This window comes from Klebsiella sp. RC2 (assembly GCF_014192815.1).
Classification (GTDB): Bacteria; Pseudomonadota; Gammaproteobacteria; order Enterobacterales; family Enterobacteriaceae; genus Klebsiella; species Klebsiella variicola.
The window spans coordinates 267,720-287,434 of sequence record NZ_JACHYL010000006.1; the positions used below are offsets into that span (position 1 = coordinate 267,720).

Annotated in this window: 19 protein-coding genes; 5 read left to right on the forward strand and 14 right to left on the reverse strand. The window is 58.1% G+C overall.

Features of this window, described 5'->3' with window-relative positions:
* Positions 1–8: 8 nt before the first annotated feature.
* On the reverse strand, positions 9–482 hold the full coding sequence (creA, locus tag FHW76_RS19415; RefSeq protein ID WP_012542917.1) for a protein CreA: 474 nt from the start codon (positions 480–482) through the stop codon (positions 9–11).
* Positions 483–691: 209 nt separating this feature from the next.
* Between creA and robA the strand changes: the two genes are divergently transcribed.
* Positions 692–1,561: an MDR efflux pump AcrAB transcriptional activator RobA gene (gene robA, locus FHW76_RS19420; RefSeq protein WP_008807515.1), complete on the forward strand. Its 870-nt coding sequence runs from the start codon at positions 692–694 to the stop codon at positions 1,559–1,561.
* On the opposite strand, the gene gpmB is transcribed toward robA, so the two are convergent.
* Positions 1,558–2,205: a 2,3-diphosphoglycerate-dependent phosphoglycerate mutase GpmB gene (gpmB, locus tag FHW76_RS19425; RefSeq protein ID WP_008807516.1), complete on the reverse strand. Its 648-nt coding sequence runs from the start codon at positions 2,203–2,205 to the stop codon at positions 1,558–1,560. The genes robA and gpmB overlap by 4 nt on opposite strands.
* 113 nt (positions 2,206–2,318) lie before the next feature.
* Between gpmB and yjjX the strand changes: the two genes are divergently transcribed.
* Positions 2,319–2,834, forward strand: coding sequence for an inosine/xanthosine triphosphatase (gene yjjX, locus FHW76_RS19430; protein ID WP_008807517.1), 516 nt, complete (start codon positions 2,319–2,321; stop codon positions 2,832–2,834).
* Here yjjX and trpR read toward each other — a convergent pair.
* Both trpR and sltY read right to left on the reverse strand, forming a co-directional pair.
* A complete protein-coding gene (trpR, locus tag FHW76_RS19435; protein ID WP_008807518.1) occupies positions 2,821–3,150 on the reverse strand; it encodes a trp operon repressor in 330 nt (109 codons plus the stop codon). The genes yjjX and trpR overlap by 14 nt on opposite strands.
* Before the next feature lie 88 nt (positions 3,151–3,238).
* Positions 3,239–5,176: a murein transglycosylase gene (sltY, locus tag FHW76_RS19440; protein WP_032740415.1), complete on the reverse strand. Its 1,938-nt coding sequence runs from the start codon at positions 5,174–5,176 to the stop codon at positions 3,239–3,241.
* Between the two features lie 228 nt (positions 5,177–5,404).
* On the opposite strand from sltY, the gene ettA reads away from it, so the two are divergent.
* Positions 5,405–7,072 (forward strand): energy-dependent translational throttle protein EttA, encoded by a 1,668-nt coding sequence (gene ettA, locus FHW76_RS19445; RefSeq protein ID WP_012968984.1) that lies wholly within the window; start codon positions 5,405–5,407, stop codon positions 7,070–7,072.
* 175 nt (positions 7,073–7,247) lie between these two features.
* On the opposite strand, the gene nadR is transcribed toward ettA, so the two are convergent.
* From nadR to serB, 3 genes are read right to left on the reverse strand one after another with little or no spacing between them, the layout of a single operon-like run.
* Positions 7,248–8,480, reverse strand: coding sequence for a multifunctional transcriptional regulator/nicotinamide-nucleotide adenylyltransferase/ribosylnicotinamide kinase NadR (nadR, locus tag FHW76_RS19450; protein WP_002887802.1), 1,233 nt, complete (start codon positions 8,478–8,480; stop codon positions 7,248–7,250).
* Between the two features lie 21 nt (positions 8,481–8,501).
* Positions 8,502–9,884 carry a DNA repair protein RadA gene (gene radA, locus FHW76_RS19455; protein ID WP_002887800.1) on the reverse strand — a complete coding sequence of 461 codons (1,383 nt, stop codon included), beginning with the start codon at positions 9,882–9,884 and terminating at the stop codon, positions 8,502–8,504.
* A 9-nt stretch (positions 9,885–9,893) separates the two neighbouring features.
* Positions 9,894–10,865 (reverse strand): phosphoserine phosphatase, encoded by a 972-nt coding sequence (gene serB, locus FHW76_RS19460; protein WP_016160266.1) that lies wholly within the window; start codon positions 10,863–10,865, stop codon positions 9,894–9,896.
* 104 nt (positions 10,866–10,969) lie between these two features.
* Here serB and FHW76_RS19465 point away from each other — a divergent pair, with 104 nt between their 5' ends.
* Positions 10,970–11,617 carry a YtjB family periplasmic protein gene (locus tag FHW76_RS19465; protein WP_032732481.1) on the forward strand — a complete coding sequence of 216 codons (648 nt, stop codon included), beginning with the start codon at positions 10,970–10,972 and terminating at the stop codon, positions 11,615–11,617.
* Positions 11,617–12,633 carry a lipoate--protein ligase LplA gene (gene lplA / locus FHW76_RS19470; RefSeq protein ID WP_040972809.1) on the forward strand — a complete coding sequence of 339 codons (1,017 nt, stop codon included), beginning with the start codon at positions 11,617–11,619 and terminating at the stop codon, positions 12,631–12,633. The genes FHW76_RS19465 and lplA overlap by 1 nt, the downstream gene beginning before the upstream one ends.
* Positions 12,634–12,712: 79 nt before the next feature.
* Here lplA and deoD read toward each other — a convergent pair whose 3' ends face one another.
* From deoD to FHW76_RS19505, 7 genes are all read right to left on the reverse strand, one after another.
* Entirely contained in the window at positions 12,713–13,432 is a 720-nt protein-coding gene (gene deoD / locus FHW76_RS19475; RefSeq protein WP_002887789.1) for a purine-nucleoside phosphorylase, read from the reverse strand.
* 102 nt (positions 13,433–13,534) lie between these two features.
* Positions 13,535–14,758, reverse strand: a complete 1,224-nt coding sequence (gene deoB, locus FHW76_RS19480; RefSeq protein WP_016160264.1) for a phosphopentomutase — start codon at positions 14,756–14,758, stop codon at positions 13,535–13,537.
* Between the two features lie 52 nt (positions 14,759–14,810).
* Entirely contained in the window at positions 14,811–16,133 is a 1,323-nt protein-coding gene (gene deoA, locus FHW76_RS19485) for a thymidine phosphorylase (protein ID WP_048267431.1), read from the reverse strand.
* 113 nt (positions 16,134–16,246) lie between these two features.
* Complete coding sequence (gene deoC / locus FHW76_RS19490) at positions 16,247–17,026, reverse strand: deoxyribose-phosphate aldolase (RefSeq protein ID WP_002887784.1); 780 nt, start codon at positions 17,024–17,026, stop codon at positions 16,247–16,249.
* 415 nt (positions 17,027–17,441) lie between these two features.
* Positions 17,442–18,227: a TatD family hydrolase gene (locus FHW76_RS19495; protein ID WP_022065753.1), complete on the reverse strand. Its 786-nt coding sequence runs from the start codon at positions 18,225–18,227 to the stop codon at positions 17,442–17,444.
* The gene (locus FHW76_RS19500; protein ID WP_008807527.1) at positions 18,224–19,297 is read right to left on the reverse strand and encodes a patatin family protein; all 1,074 of its coding nucleotides are present in this window, start codon (positions 19,295–19,297) and stop codon (positions 18,224–18,226) included. The genes FHW76_RS19495 and FHW76_RS19500 overlap by 4 nt, the downstream gene beginning before the upstream one ends.
* A 153-nt stretch (positions 19,298–19,450) precedes the next feature.
* Positions 19,451–19,612, reverse strand: coding sequence for a DUF1328 domain-containing protein (locus FHW76_RS19505; protein WP_002887716.1), 162 nt, complete (start codon positions 19,610–19,612; stop codon positions 19,451–19,453).
* Between the last annotated feature and the right edge of the window lie 103 nt (positions 19,613–19,715).

The following is a 19,715-nucleotide window of genomic DNA, read 5'->3' on the forward strand; positions in this document are numbered from 1 at the left end:
GCTCCCGTTTATTTATTCCATGGCATGATCGGCACGGCGCTGATGGCGTTCTTCGGCGAGCCATCAACCACTTTATCCGAGTAGGTCAGATAGACCAGCGCATTGCGCTTCGCATCATAGAAACGCACGACCTGCAGTTTTTTAAACACCAGCGAGGTGCGCTTCTGGAACACCACGTCGCCCTGGCTTTTGCCGTTTTTGATTTTGTCCGTCAGCTCAATCGGCCCGACCTGCTGGCAGGAGATGGCCGCGTCGGAGGTATCTTCCGCCAGCCCCAACCCGCCTTTGATCCCGCCGGTTTTCGCCCGGCTGATATAGCAGGTCACGTTCTGCACATCCGGATCGTCAAAGGCTTCGACGACAATTTTGTGATCCGGCCCTAACCATTTGAAGACCGTATCCACGGAACCAATCTGCTCCGCCTGAGCCATCTGGCAGCCGGCCAGCAGCAGCAGGCCCATCGCAAACTTCTTGTATTTCATATTGTTACCATTATTAAAAAATATAGCTGAGTGATTATCACGCACTTAGCAGAAAAGGTTTATAGATCACAGATTTACAAAATTATCGTTCAGCTCCACTGACCTTCCGCATTTAAAAGCAAAAAAAACACTGAATGCTAAAACATCAAAAAATGCTATTATCCGCTACTTTAATATCAGGCACCTGTGTTTAAGGATGGGGACATTTTATGGATCAAGCAGGGATTATTCGCGATCTCCTTAGCTGGCTGGAAGGTCACCTGGATCAGCCGCTTTCTCTGGACAATGTGGCGGCGAAGGCAGGTTATTCCAAGTGGCATTTACAGCGAATGTTTAAGGATGTCACCGGCCATGCCATCGGTGCCTATATTCGCGCGCGCCGGTTATCGAAATCTGCTGTCGCATTACGTCTAACCGCCCGTCCAATCCTTGATATTGCGCTTCAATACCGTTTCGACTCCCAGCAGACCTTCACCCGGGCATTTAAAAAGCAGTTCTCGCTGACGCCGGCGCTCTACCGCCGCTCCCCGGACTGGAGCTCGTTCGGTATGCGTCCGCCGCTGCGTCTTGGCGAATTCACGCTGCCAAAACATGAATTTGTCGCCCTGCCCACCACTCAGTTGCTCGGCGTCACCCAGAGCTATACCTGTAAGCTCGAGGAAATCTCCGATTTCCGCAACCAGATGCGCGTCCAGTTCTGGCGGGACTTCCTCGGCAATTCGCCGTCGATCCCTCCGGTGCTCTACGGGCTGCATGAGCCGCGTCCGAGCCTGGAGAAAGACGATGAGCAGGAAGTGTTCTATACCACCGCGTTGACGCCGGAGATGGCTAATGGTCATCTGCAGAACGCCCACCCGGTCACCCTGGAGGGCGGCGAGTATGTCATGTTCACGTATGAAGGACTGGGCACCGGCCTGCAGGAATTCATCCTGACGGTCTACGGTACCTGCATGCCGATGCTAAACCTGACCCGTCGCAAGGGGCTGGATATTGAACGCTTCTACCCTGAAGATGAAAACCGGGATCAGGCTACGCCGATTCAGTTACGCTGCGAGTATCTGATCCCGATTCGTCGTTAACGCTGCAGCTCGTCCATCGCGGGGGCGTCAAGATGCGAGACGTCGCCCGCCGTTTCCACCACCCAGCCGGAAGCCAGCCACGGGCTTTGCTGATAGTCAACGCGCGAGATAGAGCAGTTGCGCAGTCGCAAACGACGCTCAGCGTATGCCGGCAGCCCTAAAATCGTGCTCACCAGGCAGCCCAGCGCAATCCCATGACTCACCAGCAGCGGTCGGCTACCGGCCGGTAATTCCAGACAGGATGCCAGCGCCGCATGCATCCGCTCGCTAAGCTCCTGCATCGATTCGCCCTGCGGAATACGGCCATCCGGCGTGCCGTTGACCAGCTGGCGACGCCAGCCCTCTTCTTCGTCGCTGAGCGAGTCGATATGGCGCTTCTCCAGCACCCCCATATCCAGCTCGCGCAGACGCGCATCGGCGATCACGCTGCAGCCGCAGGCTTCGGCGATAATCTCTGCTGTGCGGCGGGTTCGTCCCAGATCGCTGGTAATAATATGGGTGATCCCCAGCGTTCTGGCGCGCTCGCCAACCTGCCAGGCCTGGCGCTCACCGTGTGCGGTCAGCGGGCTATCGGACTGACCCTGAATACGTCGCTCGGCGTTCCACTGCGTTTCACCGTGGCGAACAAGGTATACCTGTAACATGCTTTTTTTCCGTTCTGGACTCGTTATCAACCGGGTTTGGGCATTACCGCCTGCCCTGAGGGTGATTTAGAGTATACTGCGATGACGTTAGTTTATTCTGAGTTGTTTTGATTATGCACCATGTTGTCTCAGCGACCACTAATCCCGCCAAAATTCAGGCAATTCTGCAGGCTTTTAACGAGATTTTCGGCGAAGGATCCTGCCATATTGAGTCCGTCTCCGTCGAGAGCGGCGTGCCGGAACAGCCCTTCGGCAGCGAGGAAACGCGCGCTGGCGCACGAAATCGCGTCGCCAATGCGCGTCTTGTCCAACCCAGTGCCGATTTCTGGGTGGCCATTGAGGCCGGTATCGACGATGGCAGCACCTTTAGCTGGGTGGTCATTGAAAGCGCTGATCGGCGCGGAGAAGCGCGCTCAGCCACACTGCCGTTACCTGAGGTAATTCTTGAGCAGGTTCGCGCTGGTGAAGCCCTGGGACCGGTCATGTCGCAGTATACCGGCATCGACCAGATCGGTCGTAAAGAGGGAGCGATTGGGGTTTTCACCGGTGGAAAATTAACCCGCAGCAGCGTTTACCATCAGGCAGTCGTGCTGGCGTTGAGCCCGTTTCATAACGCTATTTATCGCTAGCCAACAGCGTCTGTTCCAGCCACTGACGCAGTTCGGCCGGCGCTGATTTCAGGCTGTTCGACCCGCGGGTAATGGTCGCAATCCCGGCGCCGAGCTCATTTTTCAGTTCGCGCTGGCTCATCTCGCCGCGCAGCAGCTCTTCAATAATGCGCACCCGGGTGCCCAGCGCTTCGCGCTCGTCGGGCGTCAGCATCAGCTGCAGCAATGGCAGATGCAGATCCTCAGCATAGGCCTGTTGTAACAGCGCCACAAAGCGCAGCCACTCCTGATGACGTTGTTCGGCAACGGCCGCGGAATAAGGAGATTGTTGGGTCATATCGCGCCACCATATTGAGACGGGCAGCTTACGCTGCCCGTCGAATGTACTCTTCAACGAGTACAAAGCATAACATACTTCCCGGCGATCAGTAACGCTGCCGCCACTCCGCATCGCTGAAGAGCTTATCCTGCTGGCCCATAAAGTAGCGATAGTAGGCGTCATAGGAGAGGACATTCTTCACGTAGCCGCGGGTTTCCGAGAACGGAATACTCTCGATAAACGCCACCGCATCGATCCGTCCGGCGCTGTTCCCCTGCCAGGTACGAACCCGGCCCGGCCCGGCGTTATAGGCCGCCGAGGCATAGATACGGTTATTGCCGAACTGCTGGTAGACATACTGCAGATAGCTGGTGCCGATGTTGATGTTGGTTTCCGGATCCAACAGCTGCGACGGGCCGCTGTAGCCGGGAATGCTGAACATGCTGACGGTATGCGTCGCGGTGCCCGGCATAATCTGCATCAGTCCGCTGGCGCCAACCGGCGAGCGCACTTTCGGGTTCCAGGCACTCTCCTGACGGGCAATCGCCATCGCATAGCTCTGCGGGATATCTTTGCCACTGATGTAACGCGCGAACAGATCGTTATACGCCAGCGGGAAGCGCTCCTCCAGCTGATCCCACAGTTTGCCGGCGATCGTCGCCTGCACGCTCAGATCCCACCAGTGCTGATCAAAAGCGTAACGCGCCAGCTGCGCCTGCTGGGATTTGGTTCGGCTGGTGACGAGGTTCGCCCATTCGGTGCGCGCGGTGTTATCCATATTCCAGTACATCAGCTCGCGTACCCGCGCCATCTCCGGACCGGAAGCCAGCGCCGGATCGATCGTTCCCGAGGCTTTATCGATGCGGAAGGTATACTCCTCGCCAAGTCGCTGCGCAGCGACCATCGGATAGAAGCCTCGCTGTTGCATCAACGAGCGAAGGATCGCCTGCGCCTCCTCGTCCCTGCCGCGCTCAAGCAGCAGATCCGCTTGCCAGTAGCGCCATTCGTCTTTCTCTTTCGCCTCCATCGGCAGGCGCGCCAACCAGGTGTTCAGGCCATGGCGATCGCCCGTTCCCAGCGCCATCCGCACGCGCCGCTCCACCAGCGGCGTGGACTGTGAGCGCATAATCGCGTCATCGCGCCAGATAGCCTGCTCTTCGGTTACATCGGTACCCATCAGGCGCCAGGCGACAATATCACGTAGCTCCTGAGTTTGATCCTCGTTGAGCTGCTGAGCCTGCACCAGCGAAGGGATCATCAGGCGGGCATTTTCCACATCCTGACGGGCGACGCTGGCGAAGGCGACGGCGGCCATCTGGCGGGTAAAGTCCGTCGCCCCGGTGGTGCGGGCGAAGGTCAGAACACTGTTTGGATCGTTAGCCAGGGCGACGACGGCGGAAGCGATGCTCTGATAGTTGCCGGGCATTTGCTGAGCCAGCGATTTGACCAGCCCGATATTGCCGGCCTTCATCGCCAGGCGGATCCGTTCGAGATAGGCCAGCGGATCCTGCTGTCCGGAGTCGCGCCAGGCGTTGAACAGCGGCTCACAGGCGCCAGGCTGGTTCTTGCCCGTCAGCCACAGGTCTTTCGCCCCGCTCCAGGCTTCCTGCGACTGCCCCACGCTCAGCTTGGCGTAGTAATAGTTGCACTGTGCCTCGGTGCTGGTCGGCTTATCGGGACTAAACGCCAGTAGGCCACGCCAGTCGCTGCGCCGGGCCAGCTCATTCACGAAGCGCGAACGTAAGGAACGCGCCGGGGGCAGCGTCGGATTGGCGTCAATAAAGTTTTTCACCACCAGCGCCGGCTGGTTCATCAGATCGTCGGTGATCTGCCGGTACTGCAAATAGGGGTACAGGGGATAGGTGCTTAACGTGGGCATCAGCTGGTCGACTACATCCATCTGCCGGTTATCCCACGCCTGCTTAATTTGTGCGTAGCGGTTGCGCTGTTCATCCAGTGAATCCGCATGCGCCAGCTGACTCAACGTCAACAGACCAACGCTGGCAGCCAAAAGACGCCACGCCATTTTTTTGGCTTTTTCCACAAGCTCTTCCTCTTTCCGGTGCATTTTCGCAGCATCGTGCCGCTTAAAAGCCCCCGCCGGTTCGGCAGGCAGCTTTACTTATGCTAATCAGACAACGCTAAACGCGCCATGTCCTGGACATTTTTTTACGCTTCTGTGAATCCTGTCGCCTCGCTGGGATTAGCGCGCGAAAAAGGCTACACTTCGGCTTTGAACTATCTATCAAAATAGAAAGAGGCGAAGTCCAACGTGGCTCAATTCGTTTATACCATGCATCGTGTCGGCAAAGTGGTTCCGCCGAAACGTCATATTTTGAAAAATATCTCCCTCAGCTTCTTCCCTGGCGCGAAAATCGGTGTGCTCGGTCTGAACGGCGCCGGTAAGTCTACCCTGCTGCGCATCATGGCCGGTATCGACACCGAGATCGAAGGTGAAGCGCGTCCGCAGCCTGGCATCAAAATCGGCTACCTGCCGCAGGAGCCGCAGCTCAACCCGGAGCACACCGTGCGCGAGTCCGTTGAAGAAGCGGTCGCCGAAGTGGTTAACGCGCTGAAGGGTCTGGACGAAGTGTATGCCAAATACGCTGAGCCGGATGCGGACTTCGATAAGCTTGCCGCCCAGCAAGGCAAGTTCGAAGAGATTATCCAGGCGCACGACGGCCACAACCTGAACGTGCAGCTGGAGCGCGCGGCCGATGCCCTGCGCCTGCCGGACTGGGATGCGAAAATCGCGAATCTTTCCGGTGGTGAACGCCGCCGCGTCGCGCTGTGCCGCCTGCTGCTGGAAAAACCAGATATGCTGCTGCTCGACGAACCGACTAACCACCTGGACGCCGAGTCCGTCGCCTGGCTGGAACGCTTCCTGCACGATTTCGAAGGCACCGTGGTGGCGATTACCCACGACCGTTACTTCCTCGACAATGTCGCCGGCTGGATCCTCGAACTTGACCGCGGCGAAGGTATTCCGTGGGAAGGCAACTACTCCTCCTGGCTGGAGCAGAAAGATCAGCGTCTGGCGCAGGAAGCTTCTCAGGAAGCGGCGCGTCGTAAATCCATCGAGAAAGAGCTCGAGTGGGTTCGCCAGGGCGCGAAAGGCCGTCAGTCTAAGGGCAAAGCCCGTCTGGCGCGCTTTGAAGAGCTTAACAACGTCGAATACCAGAAACGCAACGAGACTAACGAACTGTTCATTCCGCCAGGCGCGCGTCTGGGCGATAAAGTTCTGGAAGTCAGCCATCTGCGCAAATCCTACGGCGACCGCGTGCTGATTGACGATCTGAGCTTCTCGGTACCGAAAGGCGCTATCGTCGGCATCATCGGTCCGAACGGCGCGGGTAAATCCACCCTGTTCCGCATGATGTCCGGCCAGGAGCAGCCAGATTCCGGCACCATCACCCTGGGTGAAACCGTTAAGCTGGCCTCCGTCGATCAGTTCCGCGACGCGATGGACAACAGCAAGACCGTGTGGGAAGAAGTATCCGGCGGCCTGGATATCATGAAGATCGGCAACACCGAGATGCCGAGCCGCGCCTACGTGGGCCGCTTTAACTTCAAAGGCGTCGACCAGGGTAAACGCGTTGGCGAGCTGTCCGGCGGTGAGCGTGGTCGTCTGCACCTGGCGAAACTGCTGCAGGTCGGCGGTAACGTCCTGCTGCTCGATGAACCAACCAACGACCTGGATATCGAAACCCTGCGCGCGCTGGAAAACGCCCTGCTGGAGTTCCCGGGCTGCGCGATGGTTATCTCGCACGACCGCTGGTTCCTTGACCGTATTGCCACCCACATTCTGGATTACCAGGATGAAGGTAAGGTTGAGTTCTTCGAAGGTAACTTTACCGAATACGAAGAGTATAAGAAACGCACCCTCGGCGCCGACGCGCTGGAGCCGAAGCGAATCAAGTACAAGCGTATCGCGAAATAAAACGCAAAAAGGCAACTTCGGTTGCCTTTTTTAGGGTTTGCTCCCTCTCCCATTGGGAGAGGGTTGGGGTGAGGGCAAGGTAAATGCAAAAAGGCAACGCAAGTTGCCTTTTTTAGGGTTTGCTCCCTCTCCCACCGGGAGAGGGTTGGGGTGAGGGCAACAGCCCGCAGAGGACCTACCCCTGCTCGCCCATCAGCTGCTTCACCAGCTCAACGCAGCGCAGGAACCGGGCATCGTAGTCCGACTCCTTCACATGGACGAATTCGATCTCGTTCTCTTTCAGCAGCGACACCAGCAGCGACTGAAACTCTTTACGATCCACCGAGCTCCCAAGGCTGCGTAACCCATCGGCCACCCACGGGGTATTGTTCTCCAGCAGGATCACCAGGTCGAAACGGTATTCATCAATCAGCGCCTGCACGAACGGGTGCTCACGCCCCTCGTACTTCAGGCAGAAGGCCTGAGTGCTGACGAAGTCAGTATCGATAAACGCCACCTTGTTGGCGTATTTCACTGCAAAATCAATATACTGCGCATGTCCGAGGGCAATTTTATCGTAATCCGAATACTGGAGCGCCATCTCATCGCCGCCAAGATGCGAAAAGACATAATCCCGACCATACTCCCAGGCGCTGGTGGTATTGAAGATATTGGCGAGCTTATTGACCAGCGTCGATTTACCGCTCGACTCGCCGCCGAGGATCGCCACCGTCCGCACAAAGAACGGTTTCACTTCCGTCGGAATATATTCCCAGTAGCGGAACGGGTTCTCGCGGATCTGCCCGCCGCTAATATTCATAAAGGTCCGCTTAGGATCGATAAGCACCGTCTCGATCCCCAGATGCTCAAGGTACTGCGGCGCATCGGCCTCTTCCGAGGTATAGATCCGGTTCGGCTCGATCCCTTTTTCACTCATAAAAGCGCGGATCCCATGGCTCCAGACGTCCCAGCCATGCGGATAGGGCTCCATCCCCTCTTCATTGAAGGCGTGGATGCGAATATTCTTCTGATATTTAAAGGTCTGCAGCAGCCAGCGCAGGCGGTCAGGCACCGTCGGCTGCTGCGACATGGCGCTCTCTTCAAACAGCTCGCGGTCGCGGGTATCGTCATAGCCCATGATGATATGCAGCTCATCGACCTGGCTACAGGCGCGCTGTATCAGATAGATATGCCCGGTATGCAGCGGGTAAAACTTACCAAACACCACCCCGACGCTTTTCTGCCGGCGGGGAAACTCCAGCCCGAGGAAACGATGCAGCGCTTCAAGCTTCTGCGCGCTCGGGCTTTTGATTTTGGCATTCAGCAGCTGGCTGAGATACCCCTTGGTCATTCCGCTGGCTTCCGCCACCTGCTGCAGGGTACAGCCTTTCTGCTTAATGGCGCTTTTTAAATAGTCAAATGACGACATCGCTAATCTCCTTTTAACTTATTATAAGTCGTCAAAAACGCTTAGCGCGTCTGAAAGCTTTTTCACACCAAAGATTTGCATACCTTCCGGTACTTTTTTCGGCACATTGGCCGCCGGGACGATGGCGCGGCGGAAACCATGCTTCGCCGCTTCGGATATACGCTCCTGACCGCTCGGCACCGGGCGAATTTCCCCGGCCAGCCCGACTTCGCCAAAGACCACCAGATCCTGCGGCAGCGGGCGATCGCGCAGGCTGGAAACCATCGCCAGCAGCAGCGCCAGGTCAGCGCTGGTTTCGGTGACCTTCACCCCGCCAACCACGTTGACGAAGACGTCCTGATCGGCCATCTGCAGGCCGCCGTGACGATGCAGCACCGCCAGCAGGATCGCCAGACGGTTCTGTTCCAGCCCCACCGCCACGCGGCGCGGGTTGGACATCATCGAGTGATCCACCAGCGCCTGGATCTCCACCAGCAGCGGGCGGGTCCCTTCCCAGACCACCATCACCGAACTGCCGGAGGTGATTTCATCTCCCCGGCTAAGGAAGATAGCGGAGGGGTTGCTGACTTCGCGCAGGCCCTGCTCGGTCATGGCGAAAACGCCGAGTTCATTGACCGCGCCAAAGCGGTTTTTGTGGCTGCGCAGGGTGCGGAAACGGGAATCGGCATCGCCGTCCAGCAGCACCGAGCAGTCGATACAGTGCTCCAGCACCTTCGGACCGGCCAGCGAGCCATCTTTGGTGACGTGGCCGACCATCACAATCGCCACGCCGCGAGTTTTAGCAAAGCGCGTCAAATAAGCCGCGGTTTCACGTACCTGGGCGACACTGCCCGGCGACGACTGCACGTCGGCCATATGCATCACCTGGATGGAGTCGATCACCATCAGCTGCGGCTTTTCTTCATCGGCGATCTGACAGATCTGCTCAATGCTGGTTTCCGAGAGCATGTTCAGGTTGGCCGTCGGCAACCCGAGACGATGGGCGCGCATCGCCACCTGTTGCAGGGACTCCTCCCCGGTGACGTACAGGGTTTTCATCCCCTCCGCAAGTTTGCAGAGGGTTTGCAGCAGCAGCGTCGATTTCCCGGCGCCGGGGTTGCCGCCAATCAGGATCGCGCTGCCCGGCACTACGCCGCCGCCCAGCACGCGGTCAAACTCTTTAAAGCCGGTGGAGAAACGCGGCAGCGCCTCCAGGCTGATGTCTGACAGCTTCTGCACCTTCGACACGCCGGCGTTACCGGCATAGCCTGAAAGACGCTCGTTTCTCGCCACCTGCGGCGACGCGGCGATGCGCATCTCGGTGATGGTGTTCCAGGCATGGCAGGCGCTGCACTGCCCCTGCCAGCGCGGATAATCCGCACCACATTCATTACAGACAAATGCGCGTTTTGGAGCTTTCGCCACGTTTACCTCTTACTTTTGGTTCATGCTGCCCGAGAGAATACAGAATACCCCCATCAGGTCAGCGTGGCGGATAGTTACTTCCGCCTGTTCATTCACTTTAGGCTTCGCGTGATAGGCGATGCCGAGGCCTGCCGCCTTAATCATCGGCAGGTCGTTGGCGCCGTCACCGATAGCCACGGTTTGCGCCGTTGGGATCTCATACTTTTCCGCCAGCTTGCGCAGCGTATTGGCTTTATATTTCGCATCGACGATATCGCCGAGCACGTTGCCGGTGAGCTTGCCGTCGCGGATCTCCAGTTCATTGGCGAACACCGCGTCGAGATGTAGCTTGTCGCGCAGGTACTCGGCAAAGAAGGTGAAGCCGCCGGAGGCGATCGCCACTTTCCAGCCTAACGTTTCCAGCTTGAGCACCAGCTGTGCCAGGCCCGGCATCAGCGGCAGCGCGTCGCGCACCTGCAGCAAAATACTGGCATCCGCATCTTTCAGCGTCGCCACGCGCTGGCGCAGGCTGGCGGTGAAGTCCAGCTCCCCACGCATCGCCCGCTCGGTCACTTCCGAGACCAGCTCGCCGGTGCCAGCCAGTTTCGCAATCTCATCGATGCATTCGATCTGGATCGCCGTGGAGTCCATGTCCATCACCAGCAGGCCCGGGGTGCGCAGATGGGGGATTTTACCCAATGGCGCGACGTCCAGCCCCGCCTCATGCGCCAGTCGCGTCGCACGGGGAGTCAGCGAACCGGCCAGGCGGATCACCTGGTAATCCTCGACCACCCAGGAGGCAACGATCACTAACGCGGCGCCCAGCTCGCGCTGCCAGTCCGTCAGACGGCGCTTATTCAGCCCACGCCCGTACAGCAGCCAGCCGCTGCGCCCGGCGTGATAATCCAGCGGCATGACCTCATCGCCGCTCAGGGAAAGCGGCAACCCAGGCCACAGGGAAACGTCTTCAGGCAGGTCGCACCAGGTCAAACTGTTAGGCATTACGGCTCCACATCTCTTCATTCAGGCGAGGAAAATAACGCATGAGGCTACCTTGTAACCAGCGCTTCTGGCAACATTAAGCTGCAAATTTTCAAAGGTGGAATATGGTTCGCGCAAAACTGAAATTCCGGCTGCATCGTGCGGTCATTGTCCTTATCTGTCTGGCGCTGCTCGTCGCACTGATGCAGGGCGCCTCGTGGTTCAGTCAGAACAGTCAGAAACAACGCAATCCGCAGCTGGAAGAGCTGGCCCGCACGCTGGCGCAGCAGGTGGTACTGAATCTCGTGCCGCTGATGCGCAGCGAAACACCGGACGAGAAGCGCATTAATCAACTGTTGACGCAGCTGACCCATAACAGCCGCGTACTGGACGCCGGCGTTTATGACGAACAGGGCGACCTGGTGACACGCTCTGGCGAAAGCGTCGAGGTTCGCGACCGGCTGGCGCTGGACGGCAAAAAAGCCGGCGGCTACTTCAACCAACAGATTGTCGAGCCGGTGCCAGGGAAAAACGGTCCGCTGGGCTACCTGCGTCTGACCCTCGATACTCATACCCTGGCGACCGAGGCGAAGCAGGTGGATAATACCACCAATATATTACGCCTGATGCTGTTACTGTCCCTGGCTATCGGCGTGGTGCTAACCCGCACGCTGCTGCAGGGCAAACGCACCCGCTGGCAGCAATCGCCCTTCCTGCTCACCGCCAACAAGCCGGTTGAGGATGAAGACGATGAAAAGAAAGGAAATCTATAATGTCCACATTGCGCCTCCTGCTCTCTGACTCTTACGACCCGTGGTTCAACCTGGCGGTCGAGGAGTGTATTTTCCGCCAGATGCCCGCCACCCAGCGGGTGCTGTTCCTGTGGCGCAATGCCGATACCGTGGTCATCGGCCGCGCGCAGAATCCGTGGAAGGAGTGTAATACTCGCCGCATGGAGGAAGATCACGTGCGGCTGGCCCGTCGCAGCAGCGGCGGCGGCGCGGTGTTCCACGACCTCGGCAATACCTGCTTTACCTTTATGGCAGGCAAACCGGAGTACGACAAAACCGTCTCCACCGCTATCGTGCTGGCGGCGCTCAATTCACTCGGCGTAACCGCCGAAGCCTCCGGGCGCAACGATCTGGTGGTCAAAACCGACAGCGGCGATCGCAAGGTGTCTGGTTCCGCCTATCGCGAAACCATCGACCGCGGTTTCCATCACGGCACCCTGCTGCTGAATGCCGATTTAAGTCGCCTCGCTAACTACCTTAACCCGGACCAGAAAAAGCTACAGGCCAAAGGCATTACCTCGGTGCGAGGTCGCGTGGCGAACCTGGTTGAGCTGCTGCCGGGCATTACCCATCAGCACATTTGCGAGGCGATTCAGGAGGCGTTCTTCAACCATTACGGCGAACGGGTGGACGCCGAGGTGATCTCCCCGGACAACACGCCGGACCTGCCGAATTTTGCTGAGACCTTCGCCCGCCAGAGCAGTTGGGAGTGGAACTTCGGCCAGGCGCCGGCCTTCTCTCATCTGCTGGACGAGCGCTTTCGCTGGGGCGGCGTTGAGCTGCATTTTGACGTCGAGAAAGGCCATATCACCCGCACGCAAGCCTTTACCGATAGCCTGAACCCGGCGCCGCTGGAGGCCCTGGCGGCACGCTTAGTTGGCTGTCAGTATCGGGCGGAAGTCTTGCAGCAGCAGTGTGAGGCGCTGGTCGGCGATTTCCCGGAGCAGGAAGCGGAACTCAAAGAACTGTCGGCGTGGATAGCCGGCGCGGTGCGCTAATAAAAAAGCCCGCTGCGCTTAGCGGGCCTGGAAAACCGTAGGCCGGGTCAGGCGAAGCCGCCACCCGGCACAACAGGTCTTATTCTTTATCGCCCAGCAGTACCGATTCCAGTGCGATTTTGATCATATCGTTGAAGGTCGTCTGACGTTCAGCGGCAGTGGTCTGCTCGTGGGTACGGATGTGGTCGGAGACGGTGCAGATGGTCAGCGCTTTCGCGCCGAACTCCGCCGCCACGCCGTAGATCCCGGCCGCTTCCATTTCCACGCCCAGGATGCCGTATTTTTCCATCACGTCGAACATGGACGGATCTGGCGTGTAGAACAGGTCAGCGGAGAAGATGTTGCCCACGCGCGCGTCAACGCCCAGCGCTTTCGCCGCGTCTACCGCGTTACGCACCATGCCGAAATCGGCAATCGCCGCGAAATCATGGTCTTTGAAACGCAGACGGTTCACTTTAGAGTCGGTACACGCGCCCATGCCGATCACCACGTCACGCAGTTTGACATCTTCACGCACCGCGCCGCAGGAGCCCACGCGGATGATTTTCTTCACGCCAAAATCGGTGATCAGCTCTTTGGTGTAGATTGAGCAGGACGGGATACCCATCCCGTGGCCCATCACGGAGATTTTGCGGCCTTTATAAGTACCGGTGAAGCCCAGCATGCCGCGCACGTTGTTCACTTCACGCACGTCTTCAAGGAAGGTTTCTGCAATGTGCTTCGCGCGCAGCGGGTCGCCCGGCATCAAAACTACGTCAGCGAAATCGCCCATTTCTGCGTTAATGTGAGGAGTTGCCATCTTCAGTTCCTTTTACATTGTTGTTTTTGCCGGGTGGCGGCTACGCCTTACCCGGCCTACAAATCGTAGGCCCGGATCGCTGTGCGCCACCGGGCAATGACCTCAGAACATGGCTTTGCCATATTCCATGTCAGACGTACCAAAGTATTTCGCAATAGTCTGGCCGATATCCGCGAAGGTTTCACGGTGACCGAGCGAACCCGGTTTCACTTTCGGGCCGTACACCAGCACCGGAATATGCTCGCGGGTATGGTCGGTACCGGTCCAGGTCGGGTCACAGCCGTGGTCGGCGGTGAGGATCAGAATGTCGTCTTCGCCAACCAGCTCCATCAGCTCCGGCAGACGGCGGTCAAACAGCTCCAGACCCGCCGCGTAGCCGGCGACATCGCGACGGTGGCCCCAGGAGGAGTCAAAGTCGACGAAGTTAGTGAAGACGATGGTCTCGTCGCCCGCTTCCTTCATCTCTTTGATGGTCGCGTCGAACAGCGCGTCCAGCCCGGTGGCTTTCACTTTCTTAGTGATGCCGCAGTTGGCGTAGATGTCGGCGATTTTACCCACGGACACCACGTGGCCGTTCTTCTCGTCAACCAGCTTCTGCAGCACGGTCGGCGCCGGCGGTTCGACCGCCAGATCGTGACGGTTGCCGGTACGCTGGAAGTTACCGGCTTTGTCGCCGATAAACGGACGGGCGATGACGCGGCCAATGTTATAGCCGCCTTCGGTCAGCTCTTCACGCGCAATTTCGCACAGCTCATACAGCTTGTCGAGGCCAAAGGTCTCTTCGTGACAAGCGATCTGGAACACCGAGTCAGCGGAGGTATAGAAGATCGGTTTCCCGGTTTTCATATGTTCTTCGCCGAGCTGATCGAGGATCACCGTCCCGGAGGAGTGGCAGTTGCCGAGGTAGCCCGGCAGGTTCGCACGCTTCACCAGCTTATCCAGCAGCTCCTGCGGGAAGCTGTTTTCATGGTCGCTAAAGTAGCCCCAGTCAAACAGCACCGGCACACCGGCGATTTCCCAGTGACCGGACGGCGTATCTTTACCAGAAGAGAGTTCATGCGCCCAGGCATAGGCACCAATCACTTCGGCATTGCCATCCATTCCGGCGGCAATTTTACCGGTAGAACCTTCATGCGCTTTCACCAGACCCAGACGGGTCAGGTTCGGTAAATTCAGCGGGCCCTTGCGGCCATTGTCAGCCTCGCCTTTGGCGCAGGCTTCCGCAATGTGGCCCAGCGTATCGGCGCCGACGTCGCCAAAGCGGTCAGCGTCTTCCGTTGCACCAATCCCAAAGGAGTCCAGCACCATGATAAATGCACGTTTCATCTTGTTCTCCATACATCTTGCGCTGCAAAAAAGCGATCAGATCAGTATATCGCTATTCAGTGATGCGGCGATAGACTGTCGGTGTAATTTCCGGGGCTTTATCGTCCAGTTTAATGGCCGCTTTGACCGCTTTCGCGGCCTCCTGCCAGCTGTTCTCGTCTTTGGCATGGATCACCGCCAGCGGACGCTGTCCGTCAACGTGGTCACCCAGACGCGCCATATCGGTAAAGCCAACGCTATAGTCAATGGTATCTGATGCCTGGCGGCGGCCGCCGCCCATAGAAACCACTGCCATTCCCAGCGCGCGAGTATCCATCGCGCTGATAAAACCTTCGGTATCAGCATAGACCGCTTTGCTCAGCATCGCCGTCGGCAGATAATGATCATAATTCTCGACAAAGTCGGTCGGCCCTTTCTGCGCCGCGACCATGCGGCCAAAGACTTCCGCCGCTTTACCGTTATCCAGCACCGCCTGCAGCTTCGCGCGCGCCTCGGCGTCATCCGCCGCCAGCTTGCCGGAGATCAGCATTTCCACACACAGCGCCATCGTCACGTCGAACAGGCGTGGGTTGCGATATTCGCCGGTCAGGAACTGCACCGCTTCGCGAACTTCAACGGCGTTGCCGGCGCTGGATGCCAGCACCTGATTCATATCGGTCAGCAGCGCGGTGGTACGCACGCCGGCGCCGTTGGCAACACCCACGATCGCTTCGGCCAGCGCGGCAGAGAGTTCATAAGTCGGCATAAAGGCGCCGCTGCCGACTTTGACGTCCATCACCAGCGCGTCCAGCCCTTCCGCCAGTTTCTTGGCCAGAATCGAGGCGGTAATCAGCGGGATGGAATCCACCGTCGCGGTAATATCGCGGGTGGCATAGAAACGTTTGTCAGCCGGCGCGAGCGAGCTGGTCTGCCCGATAATCGCCACGCCGACATCTTTAATAATTTCGCGGAAACGCGCGTCGTCCGGGAAGATATCAAAACCCGGGATCGCTTCCAGTTTATCCAGCGTACCGCCGGTATGGCCGAGGCCACGCCCGGAGATCATCGGTACGTAACCGCCGCAGGCGGCCACCATTGGCCCCAACATCAGCGAGGTCACGTCACCCACGCCGCCGGTGGAGTGTTTATCGACGATCGGGCCGTTGAGGTTAAGGCTTTTCCAGTTGAGAACGGTGCCGGAATCCCGCATCGCCATGGTCAGCGAAACACGCTCCGGCATGGACATATCGTGGAAGAAAATGGTCATCGCCAGCGCGGCGATCTGCCCTTCTGAGATAGTATTGTCGCGGATGCCGTTGATGAAAAAGCGGATCTCTTCATCGCTTAATGCATGACCATCACGTTTTTTACGAATAATTTCTTGTGCGAGAAACACGGTAACCTCCCAAAGAGAATAAATTGCCGGATGACGGCGCGAGCGCCTTATCCGGCCTACAGGCATCCATTCGTAGGCCGGATAAGCGCAGCGCCATCCGGCAAATCAAGGGATTAGTAGCTGCTGGCGCTCTTGCCGTCGCCGTGACCCAGCGCTTTCAACAGGCTAGCCAGCAGGCTGGATGCGCCAAAACGATAGTGACGAGAATCGGCCCAGTCGGCGCCGAACAGTTCATCAGCGATCGCCAGGAACTGCTGCGCATCTTCCGCGCTGCGTACGCCGCCGGCAGGCTTGAAGCCAACGGTTTTCTCAACGCCCATATCGCGGATCACTTCCATCATGATGCGCGCGCTTTCCGGCGTGGCATTCACCGGCACTTTACCGGTCGAAGTCTTGATAAAGTCAGCGCCTGCCTTGATAGAGATTTCAGACGCTTTGCGGATCAGCGCTTCTTCTTTCAGCTCACCGGTTTCGATGATCACTTTCAGCAGCACGTTGGCCGCCGCGCAGGCCTCTTTACAGGCTTTCACCAGCTCGAAACCGACCTGCTCGTTGCCGGCGATCAGCGCGCGGTACGGGAAGACCACGTCCACTTCATCGGCACCGTAAGCGATCGCTGCGCGGGTTTCCGCCAGCGCAATGTCGATATCGTCATTACCGTGCGGGAAGTTGGTGACCGTGGCGATGCGAATATCCGGCGTTCCTTGCTCGTTCAGCGTTTTACGGGCAATCGGGATGAAGCGCGGGTAGATACACACCGCCGCAGTGTTACCCACCGGGGTTTTCGCCTGATGACACAGGGCAATGACTTTCTCATTGGTGTCGTCGTCATTCAGGGTGGTCAGGTCCATCAGTTTTAACGCGCGCAGGCTGCTTGCTTTTAAATCAGTCATTTCATACTCCGCCGGCGTCATGCCGGATCAATAGTTTGTTCACCTTGCGAGTCTGTTACTATTGTAACATCCACTCGCTGTTACACTTCGACATTCATCACAGTTAATGAAAACTACTTACTAATTTGCATTACTGTGATGTGATGTAAGTCACAATTAATCATCCATCATCGCGACGCTTACCTTTACGTCCTGTTTAAGCATAACCGGCAAAGCGCAGTGAGTGATGATGTTATTATTCTAACATATCCTACTAAGGTTTCTCGACGCCATGGCGCACAATTTGTGCACATCGTCGCCATAAACAACAGTTTATTATTGAGATATAAAGAATTTTAGATGGACAAAAAATGATGGAATTATCACAGCAGGCCAAAATCGAGGCCTGCTTCATCTCGGGCGGAAAAGGAGAGGCTTAGCCCGCGAGCGCGGAAAAGAGGCTTTTTGTATTCGCCATCACCGCGGCTTCAATCGTCGGTGCCGGTTCCGCGCGCAGTTCACATAGCGCGTCAAATACGCGCGCCACCTGTTCAGGGCGGTTCGGCTGACCCTGAAAACCATTCAGCGGCATATCCGGCGCATCGGTCTCCAGCAGCAGCGCGGAAAGCGGCAGACGCGCCATCACTTCGCGGGTTTTGCTGGCGCGCGGATAGGTAATAGTGCCGCCAACGCCAATCTTATAGCCGAGCTGAACGAAGCGCTCGGCCTGCTGTAGGCTGCCGGCGAAGCCATGTACCACGCCGGTGCGCGGCAGGGCATGTTTTTTCAGTAGCATCGCCAGCTTATCGTGGGTACGTCGGGAGTGGAGGATCACCGGCAGATCGTAACGCTTCGCCAGCCTCAGTTGCTCCTCCAGCAGCGCTTGCTGGCGGTCAAACTGCGGATCGTCGCGATAGAGATCGAGGCCAATCTCCCCCACCGCCACCAGTTTTGGCGGACGCAGGGACAGACACCTCTCCAGCTGCGCCAATCCCTCATCGGCATGCTGCTCAATGACGATCGGATGCATGCCCAGCGCGGCGTACAGCGCCTCATGCTGCGCCGCCAGCGCCAGCACCCGGTTAAAACGCGCAGCGGAGATGGCCGGGACAATGATCTGCCCGACACCGGCCTGGGCCGCGCGCGCCAGGCTGGCGGTTTCATCCTCGGCGAAGGGAGGAAAATCGAAGTGGCAGTGGGTATCGATAAAACGGTGGCTCATGCCAGATCCTCATGATCAAAGCTGGCGTCATTCGCCTGCGGTGCAGGAATGACAGTCGCCTGAGGCGCTTCATTGGCCACCGGTACGGGCGGCACCACCACCGGCGCAGGCCGGGCAATACGCGGCGCATGGCGCAGCAGCGGCGGCTGATCGGCCAGCAGTTTACCCACCGTCGCCAGGAAATAGCGGCCACACTGACGTCCGGTTTTGTAGTCCTCCAGCAGCGCCGGCAGCCGACTGCCAAGCGCCATACTGCGCAATGGCCGCTGCGGGTAGATTTCGAAGATCCGCAGCTTGCCGGGTGGCTTCTCGATGAACTGCTGGATAGCGCGGTAAGTGTTTTCGTGGTGGTGCACCAGATTGACCAGCGGCTGCAGGCTGCTCTCCCCCAGCCAGCGCTCCATCCGCTTAAACCACTGCGGGGTATAAAACATCTGCGAGGGGACGGTACGGATCACCACGATGGTCTGCGCGCCGCGGCGGGCCGCCTCCTGCACCGGGATCGCATCGCTGACGCCGCCGTCAAGGTAGCTGACGCCGTCGAGCAACACGCCGCTGCGATAAAAGCCGGGGATGGCGCTGGAGGCGCGGATCAGGTCCAGCCACGTTTGCGGCGTCGGCGAAAAATAGCTGGCAGAGTAATCGTCACCGCGGCAGGCGCACAGCCACAGCTCTTTCCCCAACGCGAACTGCGCTTCAGCATAATTCATGGCCAGCGGCATCTGCTGCGAAGTGGCCTCCACCAGCCAGTCGAGATCGATAAGGTTGCCGCCGCGCACAAAGCGCATCGGATCGAAAAACTGGCGTGAGGTGGTGTAGCGGGTGATAACTTTGCGGGCATAGCCTTGCTGATTACACATGTAGGCGGAGAGGTTTTGCGCGCCGGCGGAGGTCCCCAACATCAGATCAAAGGGGTTAAATCCGGCGCGCATAAATTCGTCCAGCACCCCGGCAGTAAAAATCCCTCGCTGTCCCCCGCCTTCGCATACCAGCGCCAGCTTACCTGGTCGGAAGGGTTTAACCGCCAGCGGGGCGATATTGCCCAGCGTGACGGGAATGCGTTGCCCCACCCTGCTTTCCTGTTCGATTGGTCTTCTCCTGACAAGGTAACGCAATTTGCCCATCGCTTAAACCGCGAAAGCCAGTCCGCAGGACTGGCTTTGTGTAAGATGACGTGTCAGTAAAAATGCTCAGGCTTCAGCATCGCCCGCATCGCGGGCCACCTAAGGACGTCTGCGTCCTGTAAACAGGCTCACCAGGAACAGGATAATCCCGACGACAAAGACGATTTTCGCGGCGCCAGCGGCAGTACCCGCCAGACCACCAAAGCCCAGGGCCGCAGCAATTAATGCAATGACCAGAAAAATAATTCCCCATCGAAACATACTTTTCTCCTTACCATAATGGACGGTGAACAGCGGTTTGCGCACCCTTTCTGTATAGCTCATCGCTCAGAGGATGCTGCTATTCGTTCGGCAACCTTGGCCA

What these genes read in the sequence shown, in the direction of transcription:
- creA (WP_012542917.1), bottom strand. Translation starts at nt 482, where the DNA reads ATGAAATACAAGAAGTTTGCGATGGGCCTGCTGCTGCTGGCCGGCTGC.
- robA (WP_008807515.1), top strand. Translation starts at nt 692, where the DNA reads ATGGATCAAGCAGGGATTATTCGCGATCTCCTTAGCTGGCTGGAAGGT.
- gpmB (WP_008807516.1), bottom strand. Translation starts at nt 2,205, where the DNA reads ATGTTACAGGTATACCTTGTTCGCCACGGTGAAACGCAGTGGAACGCC.
- yjjX (WP_008807517.1), top strand. Translation starts at nt 2,319, where the DNA reads ATGCACCATGTTGTCTCAGCGACCACTAATCCCGCCAAAATTCAGGCA.
- trpR (WP_008807518.1), bottom strand. Translation starts at nt 3,150, where the DNA reads ATGACCCAACAATCTCCTTATTCCGCGGCCGTTGCCGAACAACGTCAT.
- nadR (WP_002887802.1), bottom strand. Translation starts at nt 8,480, where the DNA reads ATGTCGTCATTTGACTATTTAAAAAGCGCCATTAAGCAGAAAGGCTGT.
- serB (WP_016160266.1), bottom strand. Translation starts at nt 10,865, where the DNA reads ATGCCTAACAGTTTGACCTGGTGCGACCTGCCTGAAGACGTTTCCCTG.
- FHW76_RS19465 (WP_032732481.1), top strand. Translation starts at nt 10,970, where the DNA reads ATGGTTCGCGCAAAACTGAAATTCCGGCTGCATCGTGCGGTCATTGTC.
- lplA (WP_040972809.1), top strand. Translation starts at nt 11,617, where the DNA reads ATGTCCACATTGCGCCTCCTGCTCTCTGACTCTTACGACCCGTGGTTC.
- deoD (WP_002887789.1), bottom strand. Translation starts at nt 13,432, where the DNA reads ATGGCAACTCCTCACATTAACGCAGAAATGGGCGATTTCGCTGACGTA.
- deoB (WP_016160264.1), bottom strand. Translation starts at nt 14,758, where the DNA reads ATGAAACGTGCATTTATCATGGTGCTGGACTCCTTTGGGATTGGTGCA.
- deoC (WP_002887784.1), bottom strand. Translation starts at nt 17,026, where the DNA reads ATGACTGATTTAAAAGCAAGCAGCCTGCGCGCGTTAAAACTGATGGAC.
- FHW76_RS19495 (WP_022065753.1), bottom strand. Translation starts at nt 18,227, where the DNA reads ATGAGCCACCGTTTTATCGATACCCACTGCCACTTCGATTTTCCTCCC.
- FHW76_RS19505 (WP_002887716.1), bottom strand. Translation starts at nt 19,612, where the DNA reads ATGTTTCGATGGGGAATTATTTTTCTGGTCATTGCATTAATTGCTGCG.